Origin of the sequence: Edaphobacter sp. (assembly GCF_035763405.1) — a bacterium.
Lineage (GTDB): Bacteria > Acidobacteriota > Terriglobia > Terriglobales > Acidobacteriaceae > Edaphobacter.
Genome location: NZ_DASUBE010000050.1, coordinates 1 through 17,842 on the forward strand (window position 1 = coordinate 1; position 17,842 = coordinate 17,842).

The 17,842-nt window shown below is 60.8% G+C and carries 19 protein-coding genes and 2 tRNA genes; 6 read left to right on the plus strand and 15 right to left on the minus strand.

Translation table 11 applies throughout. The annotated features are described in order from the left end of the window. Nucleotides 1–44 precede the first annotated feature (44 nt). The 4 genes from VFU66_RS04880 (at nt 45) to VFU66_RS04895 (ending at nt 3,479) form a co-directional block, all read left to right on the plus strand. Nucleotides 45–1,130: an IS110 family RNA-guided transposase gene (locus VFU66_RS04880; RefSeq protein ID WP_326445119.1), complete on the plus strand. Its 1,086-nt coding sequence runs from the start codon at nt 45–47 to the stop codon at nt 1,128–1,130. Nucleotides 1,131–1,508: 378 nt separating this feature from the next. Beyond that, nucleotides 1,509–1,724 (plus strand): DNA gyrase inhibitor YacG, encoded by a 216-nt coding sequence (locus VFU66_RS04885; RefSeq protein ID WP_326445120.1) that lies wholly within the window; start codon nt 1,509–1,511, stop codon nt 1,722–1,724. Between the two features lie 135 nt (nt 1,725–1,859). Next, entirely contained in the window at nt 1,860–2,363 is a 504-nt protein-coding gene (locus VFU66_RS04890) for a phosphatidylglycerophosphatase A family protein (protein WP_326445121.1), read from the plus strand. Between the two features lie 45 nt (nt 2,364–2,408). Continuing rightward, complete coding sequence (locus tag VFU66_RS04895; RefSeq protein WP_326445122.1) at nt 2,409–3,479, plus strand: gluconolaconase; 1,071 nt, start codon at nt 2,409–2,411, stop codon at nt 3,477–3,479. Here VFU66_RS04895 and VFU66_RS04900 read toward each other — a convergent pair. From VFU66_RS04900 to VFU66_RS04930, 7 genes are all read right to left on the minus strand, one after another. Beyond that, complete coding sequence (locus tag VFU66_RS04900) at nt 3,476–4,474, minus strand: tetratricopeptide repeat protein (protein WP_326445123.1); 999 nt, start codon at nt 4,472–4,474, stop codon at nt 3,476–3,478. The two genes, VFU66_RS04895 and VFU66_RS04900, sit on opposite strands and share 4 nt — an antisense overlap. Before the next feature lie 295 nt (nt 4,475–4,769). Continuing rightward, the gene (locus tag VFU66_RS04905; RefSeq protein ID WP_326445124.1) at nt 4,770–6,080 is read right to left on the minus strand and encodes an RsmB/NOP family class I SAM-dependent RNA methyltransferase; all 1,311 of its coding nucleotides are present in this window, start codon (nt 6,078–6,080) and stop codon (nt 4,770–4,772) included. Then, nucleotides 6,058–6,996, minus strand: a complete 939-nt coding sequence (gene fmt, locus VFU66_RS04910) for a methionyl-tRNA formyltransferase (protein ID WP_326445134.1) — start codon at nt 6,994–6,996, stop codon at nt 6,058–6,060. Before fmt ends, VFU66_RS04905 begins: the two co-directional genes overlap by 23 nt. Next, the gene (gene def / locus VFU66_RS04915) at nt 6,993–7,517 is read right to left on the minus strand and encodes a peptide deformylase (RefSeq protein ID WP_326445125.1); all 525 of its coding nucleotides are present in this window, start codon (nt 7,515–7,517) and stop codon (nt 6,993–6,995) included. Before def ends, fmt begins: the two co-directional genes overlap by 4 nt. Nucleotide 7,518: 1 nt before the next feature. Beyond that, nucleotides 7,519–8,688, minus strand: coding sequence for a chorismate synthase (gene aroC / locus VFU66_RS04920; protein ID WP_326445126.1), 1,170 nt, complete (start codon nt 8,686–8,688; stop codon nt 7,519–7,521). Between the two features lie 64 nt (nt 8,689–8,752). Beyond that, a complete protein-coding gene (locus VFU66_RS04925; RefSeq protein WP_326445127.1) occupies nt 8,753–9,733 on the minus strand; it encodes a 3'-5' exoribonuclease YhaM family protein in 981 nt (326 codons plus the stop codon). A gap of 74 nt (nt 9,734–9,807) precedes the next feature. Beyond that, complete coding sequence (locus tag VFU66_RS04930; protein WP_326445128.1) at nt 9,808–11,676, minus strand: peptidylprolyl isomerase; 1,869 nt, start codon at nt 11,674–11,676, stop codon at nt 9,808–9,810. A 256-nt stretch (nt 11,677–11,932) separates the two neighbouring features. Here VFU66_RS04930 and VFU66_RS04935 point away from each other — a divergent pair, with 256 nt between their 5' ends. Continuing rightward, nucleotides 11,933–13,555, plus strand: a complete 1,623-nt coding sequence (locus VFU66_RS04935; protein ID WP_326445129.1) for a S41 family peptidase — start codon at nt 11,933–11,935, stop codon at nt 13,553–13,555. 71 nt (nt 13,556–13,626) lie between these two features. On the opposite strand, the gene VFU66_RS04940 is transcribed toward VFU66_RS04935, so the two are convergent. The 7 genes from VFU66_RS04940 to VFU66_RS04970 all read right to left on the minus strand — a co-directional run bounded on the left by VFU66_RS04940 (nt 13,627) and on the right by VFU66_RS04970 (nt 16,925). After that, nucleotides 13,627–13,701 (minus strand) — tRNA-Gly (locus VFU66_RS04940). Nucleotides 13,702–13,927: 226 nt separating this feature from the next. Continuing rightward, nucleotides 13,928–14,365, minus strand: a complete 438-nt coding sequence (gene rplK, locus VFU66_RS04945; RefSeq protein ID WP_326445130.1) for a 50S ribosomal protein L11 — start codon at nt 14,363–14,365, stop codon at nt 13,928–13,930. 69 nt (nt 14,366–14,434) lie between these two features. Beyond that, nucleotides 14,435–15,085: a transcription termination/antitermination protein NusG gene (nusG, locus tag VFU66_RS04950; RefSeq protein ID WP_326445131.1), complete on the minus strand. Its 651-nt coding sequence runs from the start codon at nt 15,083–15,085 to the stop codon at nt 14,435–14,437. A 38-nt stretch (nt 15,086–15,123) separates the two neighbouring features. Then, the gene (gene secE, locus VFU66_RS04955) at nt 15,124–15,384 is read right to left on the minus strand and encodes a preprotein translocase subunit SecE (RefSeq protein WP_414649376.1); all 261 of its coding nucleotides are present in this window, start codon (nt 15,382–15,384) and stop codon (nt 15,124–15,126) included. A gap of 69 nt (nt 15,385–15,453) precedes the next feature. Next, nucleotides 15,454–15,529: transfer RNA gene (locus VFU66_RS04960), tRNA-Trp, on the minus strand. 78 nt (nt 15,530–15,607) lie between these two features. Continuing rightward, nucleotides 15,608–15,757 carry a 50S ribosomal protein L33 gene (gene rpmG / locus VFU66_RS04965; protein WP_022844519.1) on the minus strand — a complete coding sequence of 50 codons (150 nt, stop codon included), beginning with the start codon at nt 15,755–15,757 and terminating at the stop codon, nt 15,608–15,610. A gap of 277 nt (nt 15,758–16,034) precedes the next feature. Next, nucleotides 16,035–16,925 carry an oxidoreductase gene (locus tag VFU66_RS04970; RefSeq protein WP_326445132.1) on the minus strand — a complete coding sequence of 297 codons (891 nt, stop codon included), beginning with the start codon at nt 16,923–16,925 and terminating at the stop codon, nt 16,035–16,037. 64 nt (nt 16,926–16,989) lie between these two features. Here VFU66_RS04970 and VFU66_RS04975 point away from each other — a divergent pair, with 64 nt between their 5' ends. Beyond that, a complete protein-coding gene (locus VFU66_RS04975; RefSeq protein WP_326445133.1) occupies nt 16,990–17,616 on the plus strand; it encodes a TetR/AcrR family transcriptional regulator in 627 nt (208 codons plus the stop codon). Nucleotides 17,617–17,703: 87 nt separating this feature from the next. On the opposite strand, the gene VFU66_RS04980 is transcribed toward VFU66_RS04975, so the two are convergent. Beyond that, a partial coding sequence (locus VFU66_RS04980) for an EF-Tu C-terminal domain-related protein (protein ID WP_524536960.1) occupies nt 17,704–17,842 on the minus strand: 139 nt, incomplete at its 5' end.

Below are 17,842 nucleotides of genomic sequence, written 5' to 3' on the forward strand. Positions count from 1 at the left end.
AAATGGGATGAGCAGGTCCTCCCAAGGAGGAGCAGACTGTTCCCATGAAGAAGCCAGCGCAACACCTCATCGCTGAAGTCCCACGCAGACAGGCCAAGGTCGAGATCACGATCGGGATCGACCTTGGCGACGTCTGGAGCCATTACTGCACCCTCAACCAGGACGGAGAAGTGGTCGACCGTGGCCGCTTCAGAACTACCCCGAAGGCGATCGAGAAGTGGTTCACCGACGTGGCTCCAGCGCGGGTTGCGATGGAGGCTGGAACACACTCGATCTGGATCAGCGCACAGTTGCAGGAGCTAGGTCACGAAGTGATCGTGGCGAACGTCCGCGAGCTGCGGGCGATCTCGCACAGTGACCGGAAGAGCGACCAGGTCGATGCGGAGAAGCTGGCGCGTTACGCCCGTCTTGATCCGAACATCCTTCGTCCGATCGCCCATCGCACCGTCGCCCAGCAGGAGGCCCTCACCCTGATCCGTGCGCGAGCTCTGCTGGTGCGACTACGCACGGCTGCAGTGAACGCCGTGCGCGGTCTTACGAAGTCCTGCGGCTACCGTATGCCTGCCTCCGCCACAACGTGCTTCGCTCAGCGAAGCCTTGCTGTTATGCCGCCTGGGCTGGCACAGGCGCTCGGCCCGGTACTTCAGCAGATCGCGGAGATGACCATCAAGATCAAGCAGTACGACCGGCAGATCCATCAACTCGGCCAGACCGAGTATCCGGAGACGCAGGCGCTGCTGAAGGTTCATGGCGTCGGCCACCTCACGGCCTTGACCTTCGTGCTGACGCTGGGCAGCAAGGAACGGTTCGGGCGAAGTCGCGATGTGGGTTGCTATCTTGGCCTGCGTCCTCGTCGAAGTCAGTCGGGAGATCACGATCCTCAGCTCGGCATCACCCACGCCGGGAACGCGTACCTTCGAAGTCTGTTGATCGAGTGTTCGAACCATATCCTCCGACCACACGGAAGAGACTCGGCACTTCGACAGTGGGGTCTGCACTTAGTCGGGAGAGGTGGCAAGCAAGCCAAGAGCAAGGCCGTTGTTGCAGTAGCCCGCAAGCTCGCCGTGCTGCTTCATCACCTCTGGAGCACCCAGGATCCGTACATGCCGTTCTATGAACAAGCCGCCTAAGAGATGCCCATGTTTACCCGTTGCGACGACACCGTGTTCCGATGACTGCGAGCCGACTTCGGCCTTCGAGGCCGACCGATAAATGGCAGCATCGACTCTCCTCTCGAACCCCAACCGGCACCGAGCTTGCTTCAAGACAGCTCATCCAGAGTGCGAATAGAAACCCGGTGGAGAGCAACAAATCTAGAGCAACAACAAGAGCAAAAGCTCTATGAAGGAAAAAGCAAAGAACAAATCCTTGACACCAGTGACCTGCTCATAGAAAGTCGGCTTGTGTTAACCGAACCGTCATCTGGTTTCGCTTATCACACCCATAACACCTGTTCGCACTAAGGAACCATAGACGCAGCATAGAATAGGGAAAACAGGATCAGCACCATGACCACCCCGAAAGCCCTCTTCTGCCCCACCTGCCACAAGGTCGTCCTCGTCACCGACGAGTACTTCCCCTTCTGCTCGGACCGCTGCCGCCTGCTCGACCTCGGCAAATGGGCCTCGGGTGACTACAAGGTCTCCAGCCCCATTCAGGACCCCGACCTGCTCGAAGAACTGGCCCGCTCCCCCAAACGGAACCTCTCCGAGGACGACGAATAGAAGTCACGGTCCTGGTGAGGATAACTCCCCTGTTTTGAAGACCTCGATCGGGAGGTCCGGACCTAACCCCTTTAGAACATGGACTTTGAGTACTTAAGTGGGGGAGGGGGGCCAGACCCGCTACACTAAGACCCAATGCCCAACTCGACCCAGCAGATTCACCCGCCAGCCGAAAAGAAGACCCTCTGGGCCTGGATCGTCGGCACCTTCTTCGGAGCAGGCCTGCTCAAGCCCGGCCCCGGCACCTACGGCTCCGCCGCCGGGCTGGCGATCTGGCTGACGCTGGCCCAGACGCTTCATCCCACGCACCTTACTCTCGCCACCATCATCGCCGCGGTGATCGTCACGCTGATCGGTATCCCTGCCGCGACCATTGTCGCCCGCGAGTCCGGCCTCGAAGACCCGGGCCATGTCGTCGTCGACGAGGTCGCCGGGCAGCTCGTCGCCCTTGCGATATGTCCGCCCAACTGGGCGCACGCCATCATCGCCTTCCTGCTCTTCCGTCTCTTCGACATCTTGAAGCCCCCGCCGATTCCCCAGATCGAGCGCCTGCCCGAAGGCACAGGCATCATGCTCGACGACATCGGCGCGGGTCTCTACGCGCTCGCCGTCTTCTCGCTCATCCATCTGCGCTACTGAGCCATTTGCGCTCGACCACGCGGCGCGTCTAGGCTGAATTCAGCCATGACGACGCTCCGCTCTCTGCTCCACCACGACACTCCCCAGCCCGGCTTCCCTCACATCGAGAGCATCTCACCGCCTGCAGCTATGCCCGGCGGGCAGATTGATGTTCGCGGCACGCTGCTCGATCCCCATTCCTCGCACGTCCCCACCGCTGCCGTCGGCGACACGCCCACCCCCGTCACCCTCAGCCGCCCTACCCGTGCGACCGTCTCGATACCGGAGGGCACCATCTCCGGCGATCTCGTCCTGCATCGCAACAGCCGAGCCAGCAACCCGATCGAAGTCCGCATCGCTGTCCCCATGGCTGAGAACCTTCATCCGGTTGCCAACCCCGCGGTCGATGCCGACGGAAATGTCTATGCCACGCTCTCCGGCTCGCGCGGCCAGGCCACGCCGGTTTCCATCTTTAAGATTCAGCGCGACTTCCAGGTGACACCCTTCGCACGCGACATTATGAACGCAACCGGACTCGCCTTTGGGCCCGATGGCTTCCTCTACGCCAGTTCGCGCGCCGAAGGCACTATCTACCGCATCTCCGAGACGGGAGCGATCACAACCTACGCCGAAGGTCTGGGCATCGCCACCGGCATCGCCTTCGACCCGGAAGGCAATCTCTACGTCGGCGACCGCTCCGGCACCATCTTCAAGATCGGTCCCGGCACCGACGGCAAGAGCGGCGAGATCTTCGTCTTCGCCACACTCGAACCCTCCATCGCTGCGTATCACCTCGCCTTCAATGGCGCAGGGACGCTGTTTGTCACCGGGCCTACGACCAGTAGCAACCAGGCCATCCACGCCATCAGCCGCGACGGCGACACGACGGTCTTCTATCAGGGGCTGGGCCGCGCGCAGGGGCTGGCCTTCGACGTGGACGACAATCTATACGTCGCCGCAAGCCTGCACGGCCAGCGCGGTATTATCCGCATTACTCCGGAACGGGAGGCGTCGGTGGCTGTCTCCGGGAACAACCTCGTCGGCCTGGCGTTTCTGGAAGACGGCAATGCCGCGCTGGCCACGCGCGACGCGCTCTATCACGTCGCGCTCGACATCGAAGGGCGCAGGCTCGTCTAACGAAACGCATCGAAGCCCAGCGCATCCCGCCCCGCCTGCAGCGAGCGCACGTCCACGACAGCTTTTGCCTGCTGAATTTGCCTGTCCGCCATGTTGGCGGCCTCGACCTGCCTGGTCTGGTGCAGATACTGCGCATACAGTTCGAGCGAAGCCACGTAAGTTGGGTGGTTTTCTCCAAGGTGTTCGTTCAAGGCGGTCAATCCTGTCTGCATCTCGCGCCGGGCCTGAGCCATCTCGCCCGACTTCCAGTAAGCAAGGCCAAGGAAAAACTGACCGGCTCCTATCGGAAAATCATTTGCAGGCAACTTTGCCATAGCTTCCGCCACGGCATCTTTCAATATCTGCACGCCATGTGAATAGTCCTTCAACGCGCAGAGCGACATACCCAGCGCGTACTGCGACGCAATGCTGTCCGACTCATCGGCCTTTGGATTTGCTTTATATTCGGCTACGGCCTTCGTGGCATAGTCCCGCGCGTCGTTGTATTTGTGCTCTTTGAGAGCAAGGGCTGCAAACGTGCTCCAACTCTCGGCAAGCGGCAATCGGTCGCCCAGCTTTTCACGCAACTGGAACGCCTCACGCGAGTCCTTATCTGCCTGGTGAAACTTTCCTACCGCCATGTGCAGGATGGCAAGCGAGTTGAGGGCCGTGGCAAGCTCCGCATCATCACCTGCGACACTGCGAAAGAGGGCGACAGAACGAGTCAGCGCAGTCTCCGACAGGCCGAACGCAGCCGTGTCTTCGTACAAAATCCCAAGATTCCAGTAGACCCTGGCGCGTTCCACTGCGGAAGCATGTGTGGCCTCAGCCTGTCGCAAGGACGCTTCATCCTCCGCAATCTTCTGCTTCAACTGCTGTTGACCCAGGACGCTGCCGGTATTCTCGGCATCGGACGCGGTTGCAGGTGCAGCAATCTCCTGCATCGCTTGCTGACCGAAGCCGGCGCAGGACATGACCAGCGCAATGGTGAAAACACAAACGATACGAGTCATCATCTCAACCCTCCGGTTTCTGCTTTGCGCAAAAGACGTTTGAAGACATGAAGCCGCGCTCGCGCCATCGCGCGTGAACTTCATCACTCCTGTATGGGGGAAACTCCAGTACGTCAGTGGTGCAACTGCAGGATGCCAGGTGCAACGCGGAAGGCATCTCTTCCGGATCGCATTTCGTGCGTCTGCCTATACAACGCCGAGCAGGCAGGAATCGTTAACACGCTCGAAAAATCGACGGCTCGTTCCGCGGTTCGTTCGCCCGTTAGACAGGGGAGATCGGCTCCGGTTAGGCACGAAATTAAATTTCGCCTGACATCGCCCTCTCACGGTCTGCCGTGACGCGCTCCAACACGACCGCAAAGAAGCCATCGCATCCGTGCACACCCGGCAGGGTCCGCAGGGCCCCGCCGCGCATGGCCGTGCCTGGCCACACATCGGCGAGCAGCACTCCCTGTTCGCTCAGTTGATGCATCAACCCTTCAACGGACACCCTGCGCCAACTGCCCTCGGCCATCACTGCGTCAACGACCTGTTCGCACTCCTCAGGCTCCAGCGAGCAGGTGGAGTAGACCAGCCTTCCGCCCGGGGCAAGCCTGCCGAGCGCGCCCGCGAGGATTGCCCGCTGCCGCGTCGCCTGTCGTGCGAAGTCTTCCGGCTTCAAACGATGGCGAATCTCCGGATTCCGCGCCAGCGTTCCCGTGCCGCTACAGGGCACGTCGCACAGGATCAAGTCGAACTCTCCCTCGACGCCGCGCGCATCGGCCGCGTCGGAGATGGCACACATGATCCGCTCGGCATAGGCATGTCGCTTCAGCCGTGCTTCCATCGCAGCGAGCCTTTTTGCGCTGACATCGCTGGCCACGATCGCGGCCTCGTTCAGACGGCGCGCAAGAATCAGCGCCTTTCCGCCGGGAGCCGCACAGCAGTCCCAGACACGCTTTGCGTCCGGCATAGCTGCCACTGCCAGCTCTGCGACGAGACGTGAGCCGTCATCGATCTGCGGGAGATCGCCGCCGCTCTCGGCAAACATGCCGCCCTCGGCCGGCTCCTGCTGGTCGGCCTCGCATATCTTGAACGCGGGTTCACGCCCATAGGCGGATGCCCAGCGTTCTGCCACCCACGCGGGATGGCCCAGTCTCTCGGCAAAGGCCGCCACCGATTCGTGGATGGGCACTCCCGGCCGCTTTGCGGCAGCCAGTTTGCGGAGCACTGCGTTCACCATACCCGTGGCGTGAGGGTGGCCCGCCGCGCGGCATAGCTCGACGCTCTCGCTGAGGGCAGCGTGCGCGGGAATGCGGTCCAGATGCAGCAACTGGAACGCTCCGATGCGCAGCGCAATCGCCACCGGCTCGGCCAGACGCTGCTCGGGGCGCTGTAAGAATTCGCGCAGGCGCGCGTCGAGCGCAATCTGCCAGCGCAGCACACCCATCACCAGCGTTGTCGTAAGATTGCGGTCTTCAGGCGAGAGCACCGCCACGCGCGGCATGTGGAGCAGCTCATCGCTGTGCCCTCGGCCTGCGTCGACCGCCGTCAGGATCTCAAACGCTGCCAGCCGCGACGGCGAAACTGCGCGTGAAGCGCCCCTGTTATTCACGGCCCAGCCGCTCACCGCTCTTGATCTGATGGCCGCGCAGAAATTCTGCCGCACTCATCCTGCGCTTGCCTTCCATCTGCACCTCGTCGAGCGCAAGCATCGTTCTGCCGCCGCAGCCTGCCAGCAGCGCGTCGTCCTCGACGATGAGCATTCCTTCGTCCAGATCGGAGAACCGTTCCACCAGATGCATCCGATGCACAATCAGTTTCCTTCCGCGCAGCGCAGTGTGCGCGCCAGGCCAGGGTTGAAATCCCCGCCAGCGATCGTAGACATGCTTCGCGGTTCGAGAGAAATCGATGCGGCCATCTTCGCGCGTCAGGATCGGCGCGAGCGTCGCCAGAGAGTGGTCCTGCGGCTGCGGCCAGATGGAGCCGGCATCGAGCCCGTGCAGCGTCTCGACCATCAACTCCGCGCCCGCAGCGGCCAGACATTCGTATACATCAACTGCTGTCTCTTCAATGCCTACAGGAACAACCTGCGCGAGCAAGAGATCGCCAGTGTCGAGACCCGAGTCGAGCCGCATTGTGGTCACGCCCGTCACCACTTCGCCGTTGGCCACTGCCCACTGAATGGGCGCGGCACCGCGATACTTGGGCAAGAGCGAGCCGTGCAGATTAATGCAACCGAACCGCGGCAGGTTGAGCATCCAGTCGGGGATGATGCGGCCATACGCGACCACCAGAATCGCATCAGGACGGATTGCTTCCAGTGTCGCGCGAAACTCTGGGTTGTTCTTGATCTTCTCCGGCTGCACTACGCGAATGCCATGCTCCATAGCGACTCGTTTTACGGGAGGAGCCTGCAAGATCTGATTGCGGCCAACGGCGCGGTCCGGCTGCGTGACCACAAGATGAACCTCGTGCCCGGCGGCGATGACCGCTTCGAGCGAGGGCACCGCAAACTGCGGCGTACCGCAGAAGACGAGCTTCACCACTCACCGTTCTTCTGCATCTTTTTGATCTTGCGAATGGTCAGATCGCGCTTCAGGCGGCTGAGCCGGTCGATGAACAGGATGCCGTCCAGATGGTCGATCTCATGTTGCATGGCTCGCGCCAGCAGTTCGGTGCCTTCCATCTCGAACCACTCGCCCTTGACGTTCTGTGCCCGCACCTTGACCCACGCGGCACGCGATACCTTGTCCCGTATCTCCGGCAGACTCAGGCAACCCTCTTCCTCTAACTGCTTGCCTTTGCGCTCGATAATCTCCGGGTTGATGAGCACGACCTTCTCGTCGGGATTCTTCTTGAAGCTGCAATCGATGACGGTCAGGCGCTGCGAAAGGCCAATCTGCGGGGCGGCGAGGCCGATGCCCTGCGCGGCGTACATGGACTCGAACATCTCCTCGACAAGCTGCTTCAACTTGGCGTCGAAGACCGTGACTGGAGCCCCGGGCTTCGTCAGCACGGGGTCCGGCCACTTCACGACTGCGTGTATCTTTGCTGTCTCGCTCATGTCAGTATGCTCGAATCTGCTCGCAGTAGCCGTTGAAGTTGCGCTGCATCTCGCGCAGCGAGTCGCCGCCGAACTTGTCGATGGCCAGCCGTGCGACTGTCAGGGCAACCATCGCCTCAGCCGCAACGCCTGCCGCCGGGACGACGCACACGTCGCTGCGCTCGTAAGCGGCCTTCACCGGCTCGCGCGTCTCAAAGCTCACGCTCGCCAGCGGACGACGCAGCGTCGAGATGGGCTTCAGATAACCGCGCACGATGACATCTTCGCCGTTTGAGATGCCGCCTTCAAGACCTCCGGCATTATTGTGCTCGCGCGAAAATTTTGTAAAGGCGTGGCCTTCGTAGGCGATGGCGTCGTGTACGGCCGAGCCGACGGACTCGGCCGCTGTCACACCGCGCCCGATCTCGACTGCCTTGACGGCCTGGAGGCTCATCACGGCCTGAGCCAGCAGTCCGTCCATGCGCTCGTCCCAGTTGACGTGCGTGCCCACGCCCGGAGGCAGCCCATGCACGACCACTTCAAAGACGCCGCCGACGGTGTCGCCTGTGCGCAAGACCGCGTCCACCTCGGCCTTCATCGCGGCTTCGCTCTCGGGATCAACGCAGTTCAGCAGAACTTCGTCCTTGCTCTGCAGGGCTGCGATTTCGTCCCACGTTGCGGGCCGGGAAAGCTCTGCCTTGCCTACACGAATCACGTGGCTGGCAACTTCGACGCCCAGCGCCTTCAACAGCAGCTTTGCCAGCGCGCCTGCGGCCACGCGCGCTGCGCTCTCTCGCGCGCTTGCCCGCTCCAGCACGTAGCGCGCGTCGCGGAAGTCGTACTTCAGGCTGCCGGCAAGATCTGCATGGCCGGGACGCGGCGACGCGACGGCTTTGTGCTTCTCCGGGTCGCCTACCTCGACGGGCAGAATCTCTGTCCAATTCTTCCAGTCGTTGTTGGCCAGCGTCATGGCAATCGGCGAGCCGATGGTTTTGCCGTGCCGGACGCCGCTCAGAATGTGCGCCGTGTCGCGCTCGATGCGCATGCGCCCGCCGCGCCCGTAGCCCTTTTGCCTGCGCCACAGCTCACGATTGATAAATTCCTGATCGACGGTAACGCCCGCCGGCATACCGCTGACCAGGGCCACAAGGCCCTCGCCGTGGCTCTCTCCCGCCGTTGAAAATCGCAACATTGATCTCACTCAGAACTGAGTTAAATTGTAACAACTTGGGCAAATCCAGCTTATTATGTGCAGCCTACTCGTCCTTCAGATACGCCCGGCTGTTCAGAACCGGCCGGTCGAGGCTGCGTACCCAGTCGGTCACTTCTCCGCTGCCTTTGCCGCCGGCCACCGACGCGGCGAACTCGTTGCGCATGGCCTGCATCTTTGCTTCGAGGTCGTCGAGCGCGCTCAATAGCAGGGCCTCGGGCGTCATGGGCAGTTTGGGCGAGCCGAACTCGTACTTGCCGTGATGGCTCAGAATCATGTGCTCGACCAGCACGCGGAGCTTTTCGGGAAACGGCGCAATCGCCTGCACCTTTTCGCGCAACATGCCGTGCGCGATGCTGATGTGGCCAATGACCTGGCCTTCGAGCGTGTAGTTGAAGCTCGACTTCCAGCTCAGTTCGCGGATCTTGCCGATGTCGTGGAGGATGGCCCCAGTGACAAGCAGGTCGGGATCGACCTCTGGATAAAACGGGGCCGTTGCGCGGCATACCCGCACCAGCGTCAGCACATGTTCGAGCAGCCCACCCAGCCACGCATGATGCAACCGCATGGCAGCCGGTGCGGTCTTGTAAGCGGAGGCAATCTCCGGGTCGTCCAGAAAGGCAAAGACCAGCCGCTTCAGGTCTGCGTTTGCAAACTCAGAGACATACCCGCGCAGCTCCGCCCACATCTCTTCAACATCGAAGCGGGTTGAAGGCTGAAAGTCCGCCTTGTCGATCTCCGATTCGGCGGCCAGGCGCATCTTCTGCACCGTCATCTGAAACTTGCCTTTGTACTTTCCGATTCTGCCTTGAGCTTTGACATAGCAGCCGTCGGAGCAGGTGGCGGCGGTTTCGGCGAAGTCGTCCCACATAGTCCCGGCCAACATGCCTGTCCTGTCGGCGAGCGTGAGCGAAAGATACTGTCCGCCCTGTTGCTTTTCGCGCACCTGAATGGACGACAGCACAAAATACGAGATGACCACCTCGTTGTCGAACCGGGCAGCGTGTTCAATAAAAAAATCTTTCATTCCAATCAGCATACCGCGCGGGCAAAATAAAGACGCGAGAGCAGCGCCCTCGCGTCCAGTTGCATGGCTATAACTTAGTTCGGTGTCGAAGACGGGGCGGTTGCCGGAGGAGTGGCAGGCGCTTGCTTTCCAGCACCCGGAGTCCCTTCAAGCGGCGTACCGCGGCCCGGAGCCCTGGCTGGAGTTTCGACTGGCGGCGGAGGCGCGGGAGCTGGAGCCTGCTGCTGCATACGCTCCTTCCTGGCACCCTTCACCTTCTTCTTCTTTTTCTTCTTCGCCGTGTCGCCGTTCAGTCCAAGCGGGGCGGACTGCACCTGCTGCGTGGCGCTCTCTTGTGCGGTCTCGGGAGCGGGAGCTTCGGCTGCCTTCTCCTTCTTCTTAAGCGCCCGCGCCTTTGCCTTTTCCGCCTCAACCTCTTTCTCGCGATCGCTGAAGCGAGTCTTATGATGCACGGTTGTATGCGGGTTCAGCGGGTTATCGTCCACGCTGGTGTCGGAGATGGGAGCAATCGCAGTTCCCGGAGCTGCCTCCGTAGTCATATCACCAGTAGTCGAGGATGCTGAAGCTGCGCCAAGCCCCTGGTCACTTCCGGTTGAGGTTTCCAGCGGTCCGGCCGGCAGCGGGTTGCGTGGCGCCTGCCCAAACCGGATCTTCTCTTTCCTGATCTTGACCTTCTTCGGTTTCTTGCCGTTCTTTGTGCTGACGACTGTCGCTCCAGTCGCAACCGGTGTCACCGTTGCAACCGGCTTTACCGCAGAGCCGGCGGTAGAGGCCCGGCCGCCGCGCTCGAAGCGTGTCTTCTCTTCCACCACTCTCTTCTTCTTGACAGCAGGCGCAGTGTAAGCCGTGTAGACCGGCTGCGTCTCGCGCGGGCTCGCTCCCGTGTCCACGTACCCGTTCTTAATTTCGATGAAGGAGTCTTCGCGCAGCTTGGTCAGATAGGCGCGGAGCGCAGGTTGCATCTGCGCCATGTACATCGCTTCCTGAATCTGCGGCTCGATGTCCTTGAGCGGCGGAATCCCTGCCTTCTGATGGTTCGTCACCTTCAGGATCACAAAGCCCTGACGTGTCCGGATGGGCGCCGTCACGCCGCCTATTGGAAGATCGAAGGTCTGGTCTTCGAGCACCTTGGCCAAAGCGCCACGCTTATACACGCCGAGGTCACCGCCCTGCGAGCCCGTTGGGTCGCCCGAATACTGCTTGGCGAGGTCCTCGAACTTCTCCCCGGCTTTAATCTTTCCCGCAACCTCATCTGCTCTGGCCTTCGCCTGTGCAATCTGGGCGTCGGTCGCGCCCTCGGGGGTGACGATCAGGATCTCGCTCAACCGCACCTGCTCGGGCTGGGCGAACTCCTGTTTATGCGCTTCGTAGTAGGCCTGTTCCTGGCGCGGCGACATCTGGAGCTTACTGCCTACCTCGTCGCGTACCACCTGCTGCGTGATGATGTTGTTACGGATGCTCGCCTTGAAGTCCTCAAACGAGACGCCCTGAGACTGGGCCGCTTTCTCGAGGTCGTCCATGCTGTCCATGTGGTTCTGCTTGCGGATTTCGTCGAGACGGCGAACGACCTCCGCGTCTGCGTCGATGCCAAGCTGCTTGCCGCGAGAAAGCAGCAGTTGCTGGTCGATCATGTCGCGCAGCAAGTTCTTCTGCCGAGCGGCAATCTCCGCCGGAGATGCATTCGACTGCTGCTCTTCCTGGGCGAGCTGTTGTTCGCTGCGCTCCAAGTCGCTGCGCGTAATGATGCGGTCATTCACGCGGGCGATGATGTCTTCCACGACTGTGCCATGGGGCGTAATCGCCGCCGGGGCGGGCAGGGTGACCGGCTGGACCGGTACGGTCAGCGGGCTCTGATAGCGCGGCGCCTGGGCCGGCAACACCGCCGGCAGTGCGAGCACGCCAAGCCCGCATACCAGGGCAAACTGCGAAATTCTCAAGGTCATTTTCACTCGTATCTCAGCCAGCATCCGCGATTCGCTCTTGCTATCGCGCCGACACACGTCCCTGCTGTTTTTAGACTTTCTACAGCGATGGACGGTATCCGTACCCCATTCTAACCGTCCCGGCCCGAACAAGCGAATCCCCCGTTTGCATACTGCCTTCGCTCACCTGCCGATGCTATACTCCGTCCTAAAGTAGGACGTGTCTGTCCGGGCGCCACAGTGCGCCGGTCCTGCTTTTTCGAGGTAATTGAAGCCAATGCATCCCCGTACCCGCCGCGCACTCTTTTCCGCCGCCGTCTTTCTCGCCACCTGCGCCCTGCTTGGCTCGTTTATCAATCGCAATGTGGCCGCACAGTCCGCCAGCGACGAATCCACCCTGCGCGACGACCTGCATGACTTCACCAACGTCTATTCCATTGTCGAGCAGAACTATGCTGAAAAAATGACCGGCGACAAGGTCGATAAGGCTGTCTACGACGGGGCCATTCCGGGCATGCTGCACGTGCTTGACCCCCACTCCAACTTCTACGATCCCAAGGCCTTCGCCCAGATGCGCGAAGACCAGCACGGCAAGTACTACGGTGTGGGCATGTCCATCCAGCCGCAGCCTGACCCTACGGCTAAGAACGGCCTGAAGATCGTCGTGCTGGCTCCGTTTGAGGGCACGCCGTCCTACCGCGCGGGCATCCGCCCGGGAGACGTCATTGTGGCCATCGACGGCAAATCGACCGCCGGTATGGATTCGGTCGCAGTCGCTTCGTCGCTCAAGGGTCCCAAGGGAAGTCACGTCTCCGTCACCATGTTGCGCGAAGGCTCGCCCAAGCCGCTGGTCTTCGACCTGACCCGCGATGAGATTCCGCGCCCCTCGGTTGACCTCGCCTTCATGATCCGCCCGGGCATCGGCTATATCCACATCACAGGCTTCATGGAGACCACCAGCCGCGAGGTCGGAGACGCGCTCGACAAGTTCGGCGACATCCACGGTCTGGTGCTCGATCTGCGCGGCAACCCCGGCGGTCTGCTGAACGAAGCCGTCAACACCGCCGACAAGTTTCTACAGAAGGGCCAGATCGTCGTCTCGCAGCGCGGCCGCGCCTTCCCGGACCAGGTCTACCGCGTGAGCCATGGCGAAGAAGGGGCGCACTTCCCCATTGTCGTGCTGGTGAACCGCAATACTGCGTCGGCTGCCGAGATCGTCTCGGGCGCGCTACAGGACCACGACCGCGCCCTCATTGTAGGCGAAACCACCTTCGGCAAGGGCCTGGTTCAGACAGTCTTCCAGACCTCCGACAACACGGGTCTTGCGCTGACGACCTACCACTACTACACTCCGTCAGGCCGCCTGATCCAGCGCAACTACGACCACGTCTCGCTCTACGACTACTACTATGTGCGCGACGATGTGCCGAAGAACAACGCCGACCGCGAAGTGCGGCTGACCGACTCCGGCCGTACCGTGTACGGCGGTGGCGGCATTACGCCGGACGAGAAGATTGCCGACATCAAGGCCACTCCCTTCCAAGACAACCTGCTCCAGCACTACATCTTCTTCAACTTCACCAGGCACTATCTTGCCAACCGCTCCATTGCCCGCGACTTCACCGTCGATGACGCTGTGATGCAGCAGTTCAAGGACTTCCTGAAAGCGCAGCAGATCGACTACACCGACGCCGACATCAAGGACAACCTTGAGTGGATCAAGACCAGCATCAAGGCAGAGCTGTTCACTTCGCAGTTCGGCCAGCTCGAAGGGTTGAAGGTCCGCGCCGAATGGGACCCGCAGATTGCCAAGGCGCTCACCTTCCTGCCTGAGGCGCAGGCGCTTGCCGACCGCTCCATGAAAGTCGATCAGAAGACCACCGCCAGCGTCGTCCAGTAACAGCGCCGAACATACTCAAAACGGCGCCGGGCTATAGAGCCTCGGCGCCGTTTTTCTGTTTTTAAATTCATTGGAGCGGGAGACCGGGATCGAACCGGCGACATTCAGCTTGGGAAGCTGACGTTCTGCCACTGAACTACTCCCGCTTTGTTCGTAATTATAATCGAGAGCCGTGTTGTTGATGCGCCGCTTGAAAGCCAGGATAAATCGTCGCTCCTGCTGCGTGATTTATCCACATTGCGTTTTCATCCTCCTGCGCTCAAACACCTGAGCAAACACCCTCAGATCGATCGGCTTCATCTTCTGCGCATCGAAAGCACATAAGGAACGGGACGCCGAAGCGTCCCGTTCCTTGCTGAAAAATCCAGAGAGCTATGCGACCACGTCGATACCCATCGAGCGTGCCGTGCCGCGAATGGTCTTGGCAGCTGCCTCGACGGTGGCAGCGTTCATGTCCGGCATCTTCTGTTTGGCGATCTCGAGGACCTGCTTCTCCGTGACCTTGCCCTTCTTCTCCTTGTTGGGAGTGCCCGAGCCCTTCTCGATGCCCGCTGCCTTCAGCAGAAGCACCGGAGCCGGCGGCGTCTTGGTGATGAACGAGAAAGTACGGTCCGCATAGACGCTGATAACGACCGGGATGGTGAGACCGGCCAAGGCGGGGTCTTTGCCCGTGCGGTCGTTGAACTGCTTGCAGAACTCCATGATGTTGACCTGGGCCTGGCCAAGCGCGGGGCCGACGGGGGGCGCGGGCGTTGCCTTGCCTGCGACGATCTGAAGCTTGACGTATCCGGTAATCTTCTTCGGTGCCATTGGGGTAAATCCTCTTTTGATTTCAGCAGCGCGCAGAGCACGCCAGCCTAAATTGATGTTGCTAAATTCTTATGCGACAACCTTGTCCACCTTCGAGAACTCGATCTCGACCGGGGTGGAGCGTCCGAAGATGCTGACCATTACCTTGAGGGTCTGCTTGTCTTCGTTGATCTCATCGACCGCGCCCGTAAAGTTGGCGAACGGCCCTTCGTTGATGCGAACCTGCTCGCCCTTGTCGAACTTGACCTTGAGCGTCGGCTTGTCCTTCGAGACATCGGAACGGAAGAGGATCGAGCTGACTTCCTGCTCGGAGAGCGCCACAGGATTGTCGCCGGTGCCGAGGAAGCCCGTCACGCGCGGCGTGTTCTTGATGACGTGCCAGAGATCGTTATCGAGGTCCATCTCGACCAGAACGTAGCCCGGCAGAAAGACGCGCTCGATGGTGTACTTTTTGCCGTTGCGCAGCTCCGTGACCGGCTCGGTGGGAATCATGATGCGGCCGATTTTGTTTTGCAGGCCGAAGGCCGCGATGCGGCTCTCGAGTGACTCGCGCACTTTGCGCTCGAAGCCCGAGTAGGCGTGGATGATATACCACTTGAAGCTCTCGTTGACCGCCGGAGCAAGCTGCTCGGACGGCTGCTCGCCGGTGCTCGACGCCTCGGGCTTCTGCTCTTCCGGATTCTGCTCTTCAGCCGCCATGGTTGTTCCTTCTTTGCGCATCGTCTACTTCTTCCTACCAAATTTCTCGAACCTGGGAATCAATGTCCTGAGAGGGCATGAAGCAGCCGCTCGATCAGATTGCCGAATACGCTGTCCACCACCCAGAAGAAGGCGGCAAACAGGAACACCGTAATGAGCACCACGATGGTGGTCGATTGGACTTCAGGCCATCCCGGCCACCAGACCTTGCGCATCTCGCTGCGCGTCTCGCGGAGAAAAGCCATCAGCCGCGCGGGCTGTTCCTTCCACTGCTGCATCCCGGTGCCGGGTTCGTTCGGTGCTGTCATCGTCTTGGCCATAGTACTGCCTCAAACCTTCTGCTGCTTTGCAATCTTGTCGTGCCGCCATGCCTGAATACCGGGACATGATGGCGGGGGAGCTCGGATTCGAACCGAGAAGTTCGGTTTTGGAGACCGACAGTTTAACCGTTGAGCTTACTCCCCCGGTTGAGCCGGAGGGGAACAGCGCGGGAGTCTTTGGCCTTCTACTCCCTACACCCTACTCCCTACTCCCTGCCTCTACTTACTTCGTCTCTTTGTGGGCCGTGTGCTTGCGGCAGGTGTTGCAGAACTTCGAGAACTCCAGCCGACCGGTGGTGGTCTTCTTGTTCTTGGTGGTCGAGTAGTTCCGGTTCTTGCACTCCGGGCACTGCAGTGTGATGATCTCGCGCATTCGTTCAATCTCCTTCTAACGTGGCCAGCCGCTTCGGCTGGCAAGCAGCTTGTCTTGATTGGGCTTCCCCACCTGACACGCCGCGACGCAGGGCTAACGGCCCCCGCTTGCCAATCCTGAATTTTGATACGGAAAGAGGAGCGGTCAGGCCACGCTCGTCCTTCTCTATTATCCATGAAATCAGGAAAAAACGGAAGGCACTTTTCGTCAGAAGAAGACCGGATCAGGGCGCCACGCGACGTGTGCGGCGCCCTGGCGGGTTCTGAAAGCACTTTGCTTAGCTGTGAGATGCCTCGCGTGCAATCGCGTCCAAACGTTGCAGCGCCTCTGAAGACAGCTCCAGGCTTGCCGCGGCGAGGTTCTCCCTAAGATGGGCCACCGAGGACGTTCCCGGAATCAGCAGCATGTTTGATGAGCGGTGCAGCAGCCACGCCAGCGCCACCTGCATCGGCGTCGCACCGAGCGAAGCCGCCGTGGCGTTGAGGTGCCCGGACTGTAGCGGCGTAAACCCGCCCAACGGGAAGAACGGCACATAGGGAATGCCCTGTTGTGCCAGATCGTCGATCAGTCGATCGTCCGCCCGGTTGGCGATGTTGTAGCAGTTCTGCACGCAAACCACCGGAGCGATCTTCTGGGCGGCTACGAGTTGCTCCCGAGTGACGTTGCTGACGCCGATGTGCCGGATTATCCCCCGCCGTTGCAGGTCTGCCAGCACATCCATCGACGGGCGCACATCGAAGCCCGGATCAGGCCCGTGTATGCCCCAGGCCCGCAGATTCACGATGTCCAGCACATCGAGTCTCAGGTTGCGCAGGTTGCTCTCTGCGCCCTCGATGAGTTCCTGCCCCGAATGGGCCGCGAGCCACCCGCCCTTCTCGTCGCGCCTCCCGCCCAGCTTTGTAACGATGACCAGACCTGCTGGGTATGGGTACAGTGCCTCCCGGACGATCTGGTTAGTCACATATGGCCCATAAAAATCGCTCGTATCGATGTGGTTGACACCTGCCTCCATTGCCGCGTGCAGCACACGCACGGCCTCCGTCCTGTCCTTCGGTGGCCCAAAGATTCCCGGTCCCGATAGCTGCATTGCTCCATATCCCACGCGAAACACCTGGAACGGTGTGCCCGGAAACGAAAACGTTCCTCCCAGCTTCTTCTGCTGCGTCATGCTCCGATCTCCTTTTGCGATCTGTATGATTGGATGAAGAAAGCTTCAGGTTTGGAGTTCGCATTTGTCTTCCAGCGCCGCCCTCGTGTTGAAGCCGCGTAAACAGCCCGTTCAACGGCGGTCCACCGAGACAGTCGCCGTCATTCTGGATGCGACCATTCAGGTTTTGGTCGTGGTTGGCAAAGAACGCCTGACCACGACGCGCGTTGCTCAGCGCGCCGGCGTTTCGGTCGGCACGCTCTATCAATACTTTCCCAATAAGCGGTCGCTGCTCCAGGCGACCTTAAGGCGCCATCTCACCACCGTCACGGAATCCATCGAGCGTGCGTGCGAGCTATACAGGGACGAGCCGCTCTGCGTCATGGTCCCCGGCATCTCGAACGCTTTTTTCAGCGCCAAGATGAAAGATCCGAAGGTCAGTTCCGCGCTCTATTCCGTCAGTTCCGACGTGGATGGCAAACGCATTCTGGATGAGCTTCGCCTTCGGAATACAAAGGCGCTCACTACCGTTCTCGCAACCGCTCCGGAGCGTCTCGCGGTTGACATTGAACTCGCTGCCTTCATGCTGCTAGGCGCGATGACCGGCATCGGCCGGAGCATCCTGGAAGCGCGCTTCCCTGCCAAAGAACACGACAAACTGCGCCAAGAGTTGGCCAACATGCTCTGCGCCTACGTCGGCCGGACCGTGTAGGACGCTTCCCGCATCACAAGGATGCCGTAGAACAGAAAAGCGGCGAGCCGAAGCCCGCCGCTCTTTGCTGTTCCATGTTGCCAGTACTTACTTGATGATCTCGCTGATGGTGCCTGCGCCGACGGTCCTGCCGCCTTCGCGGATGGCGAACCTGAGGCCCTTCTCCATGGCCACAGGCGTGTGCAGCGTGATCTCCAACTGGATGTTGTCGCCCGGCATCACCATC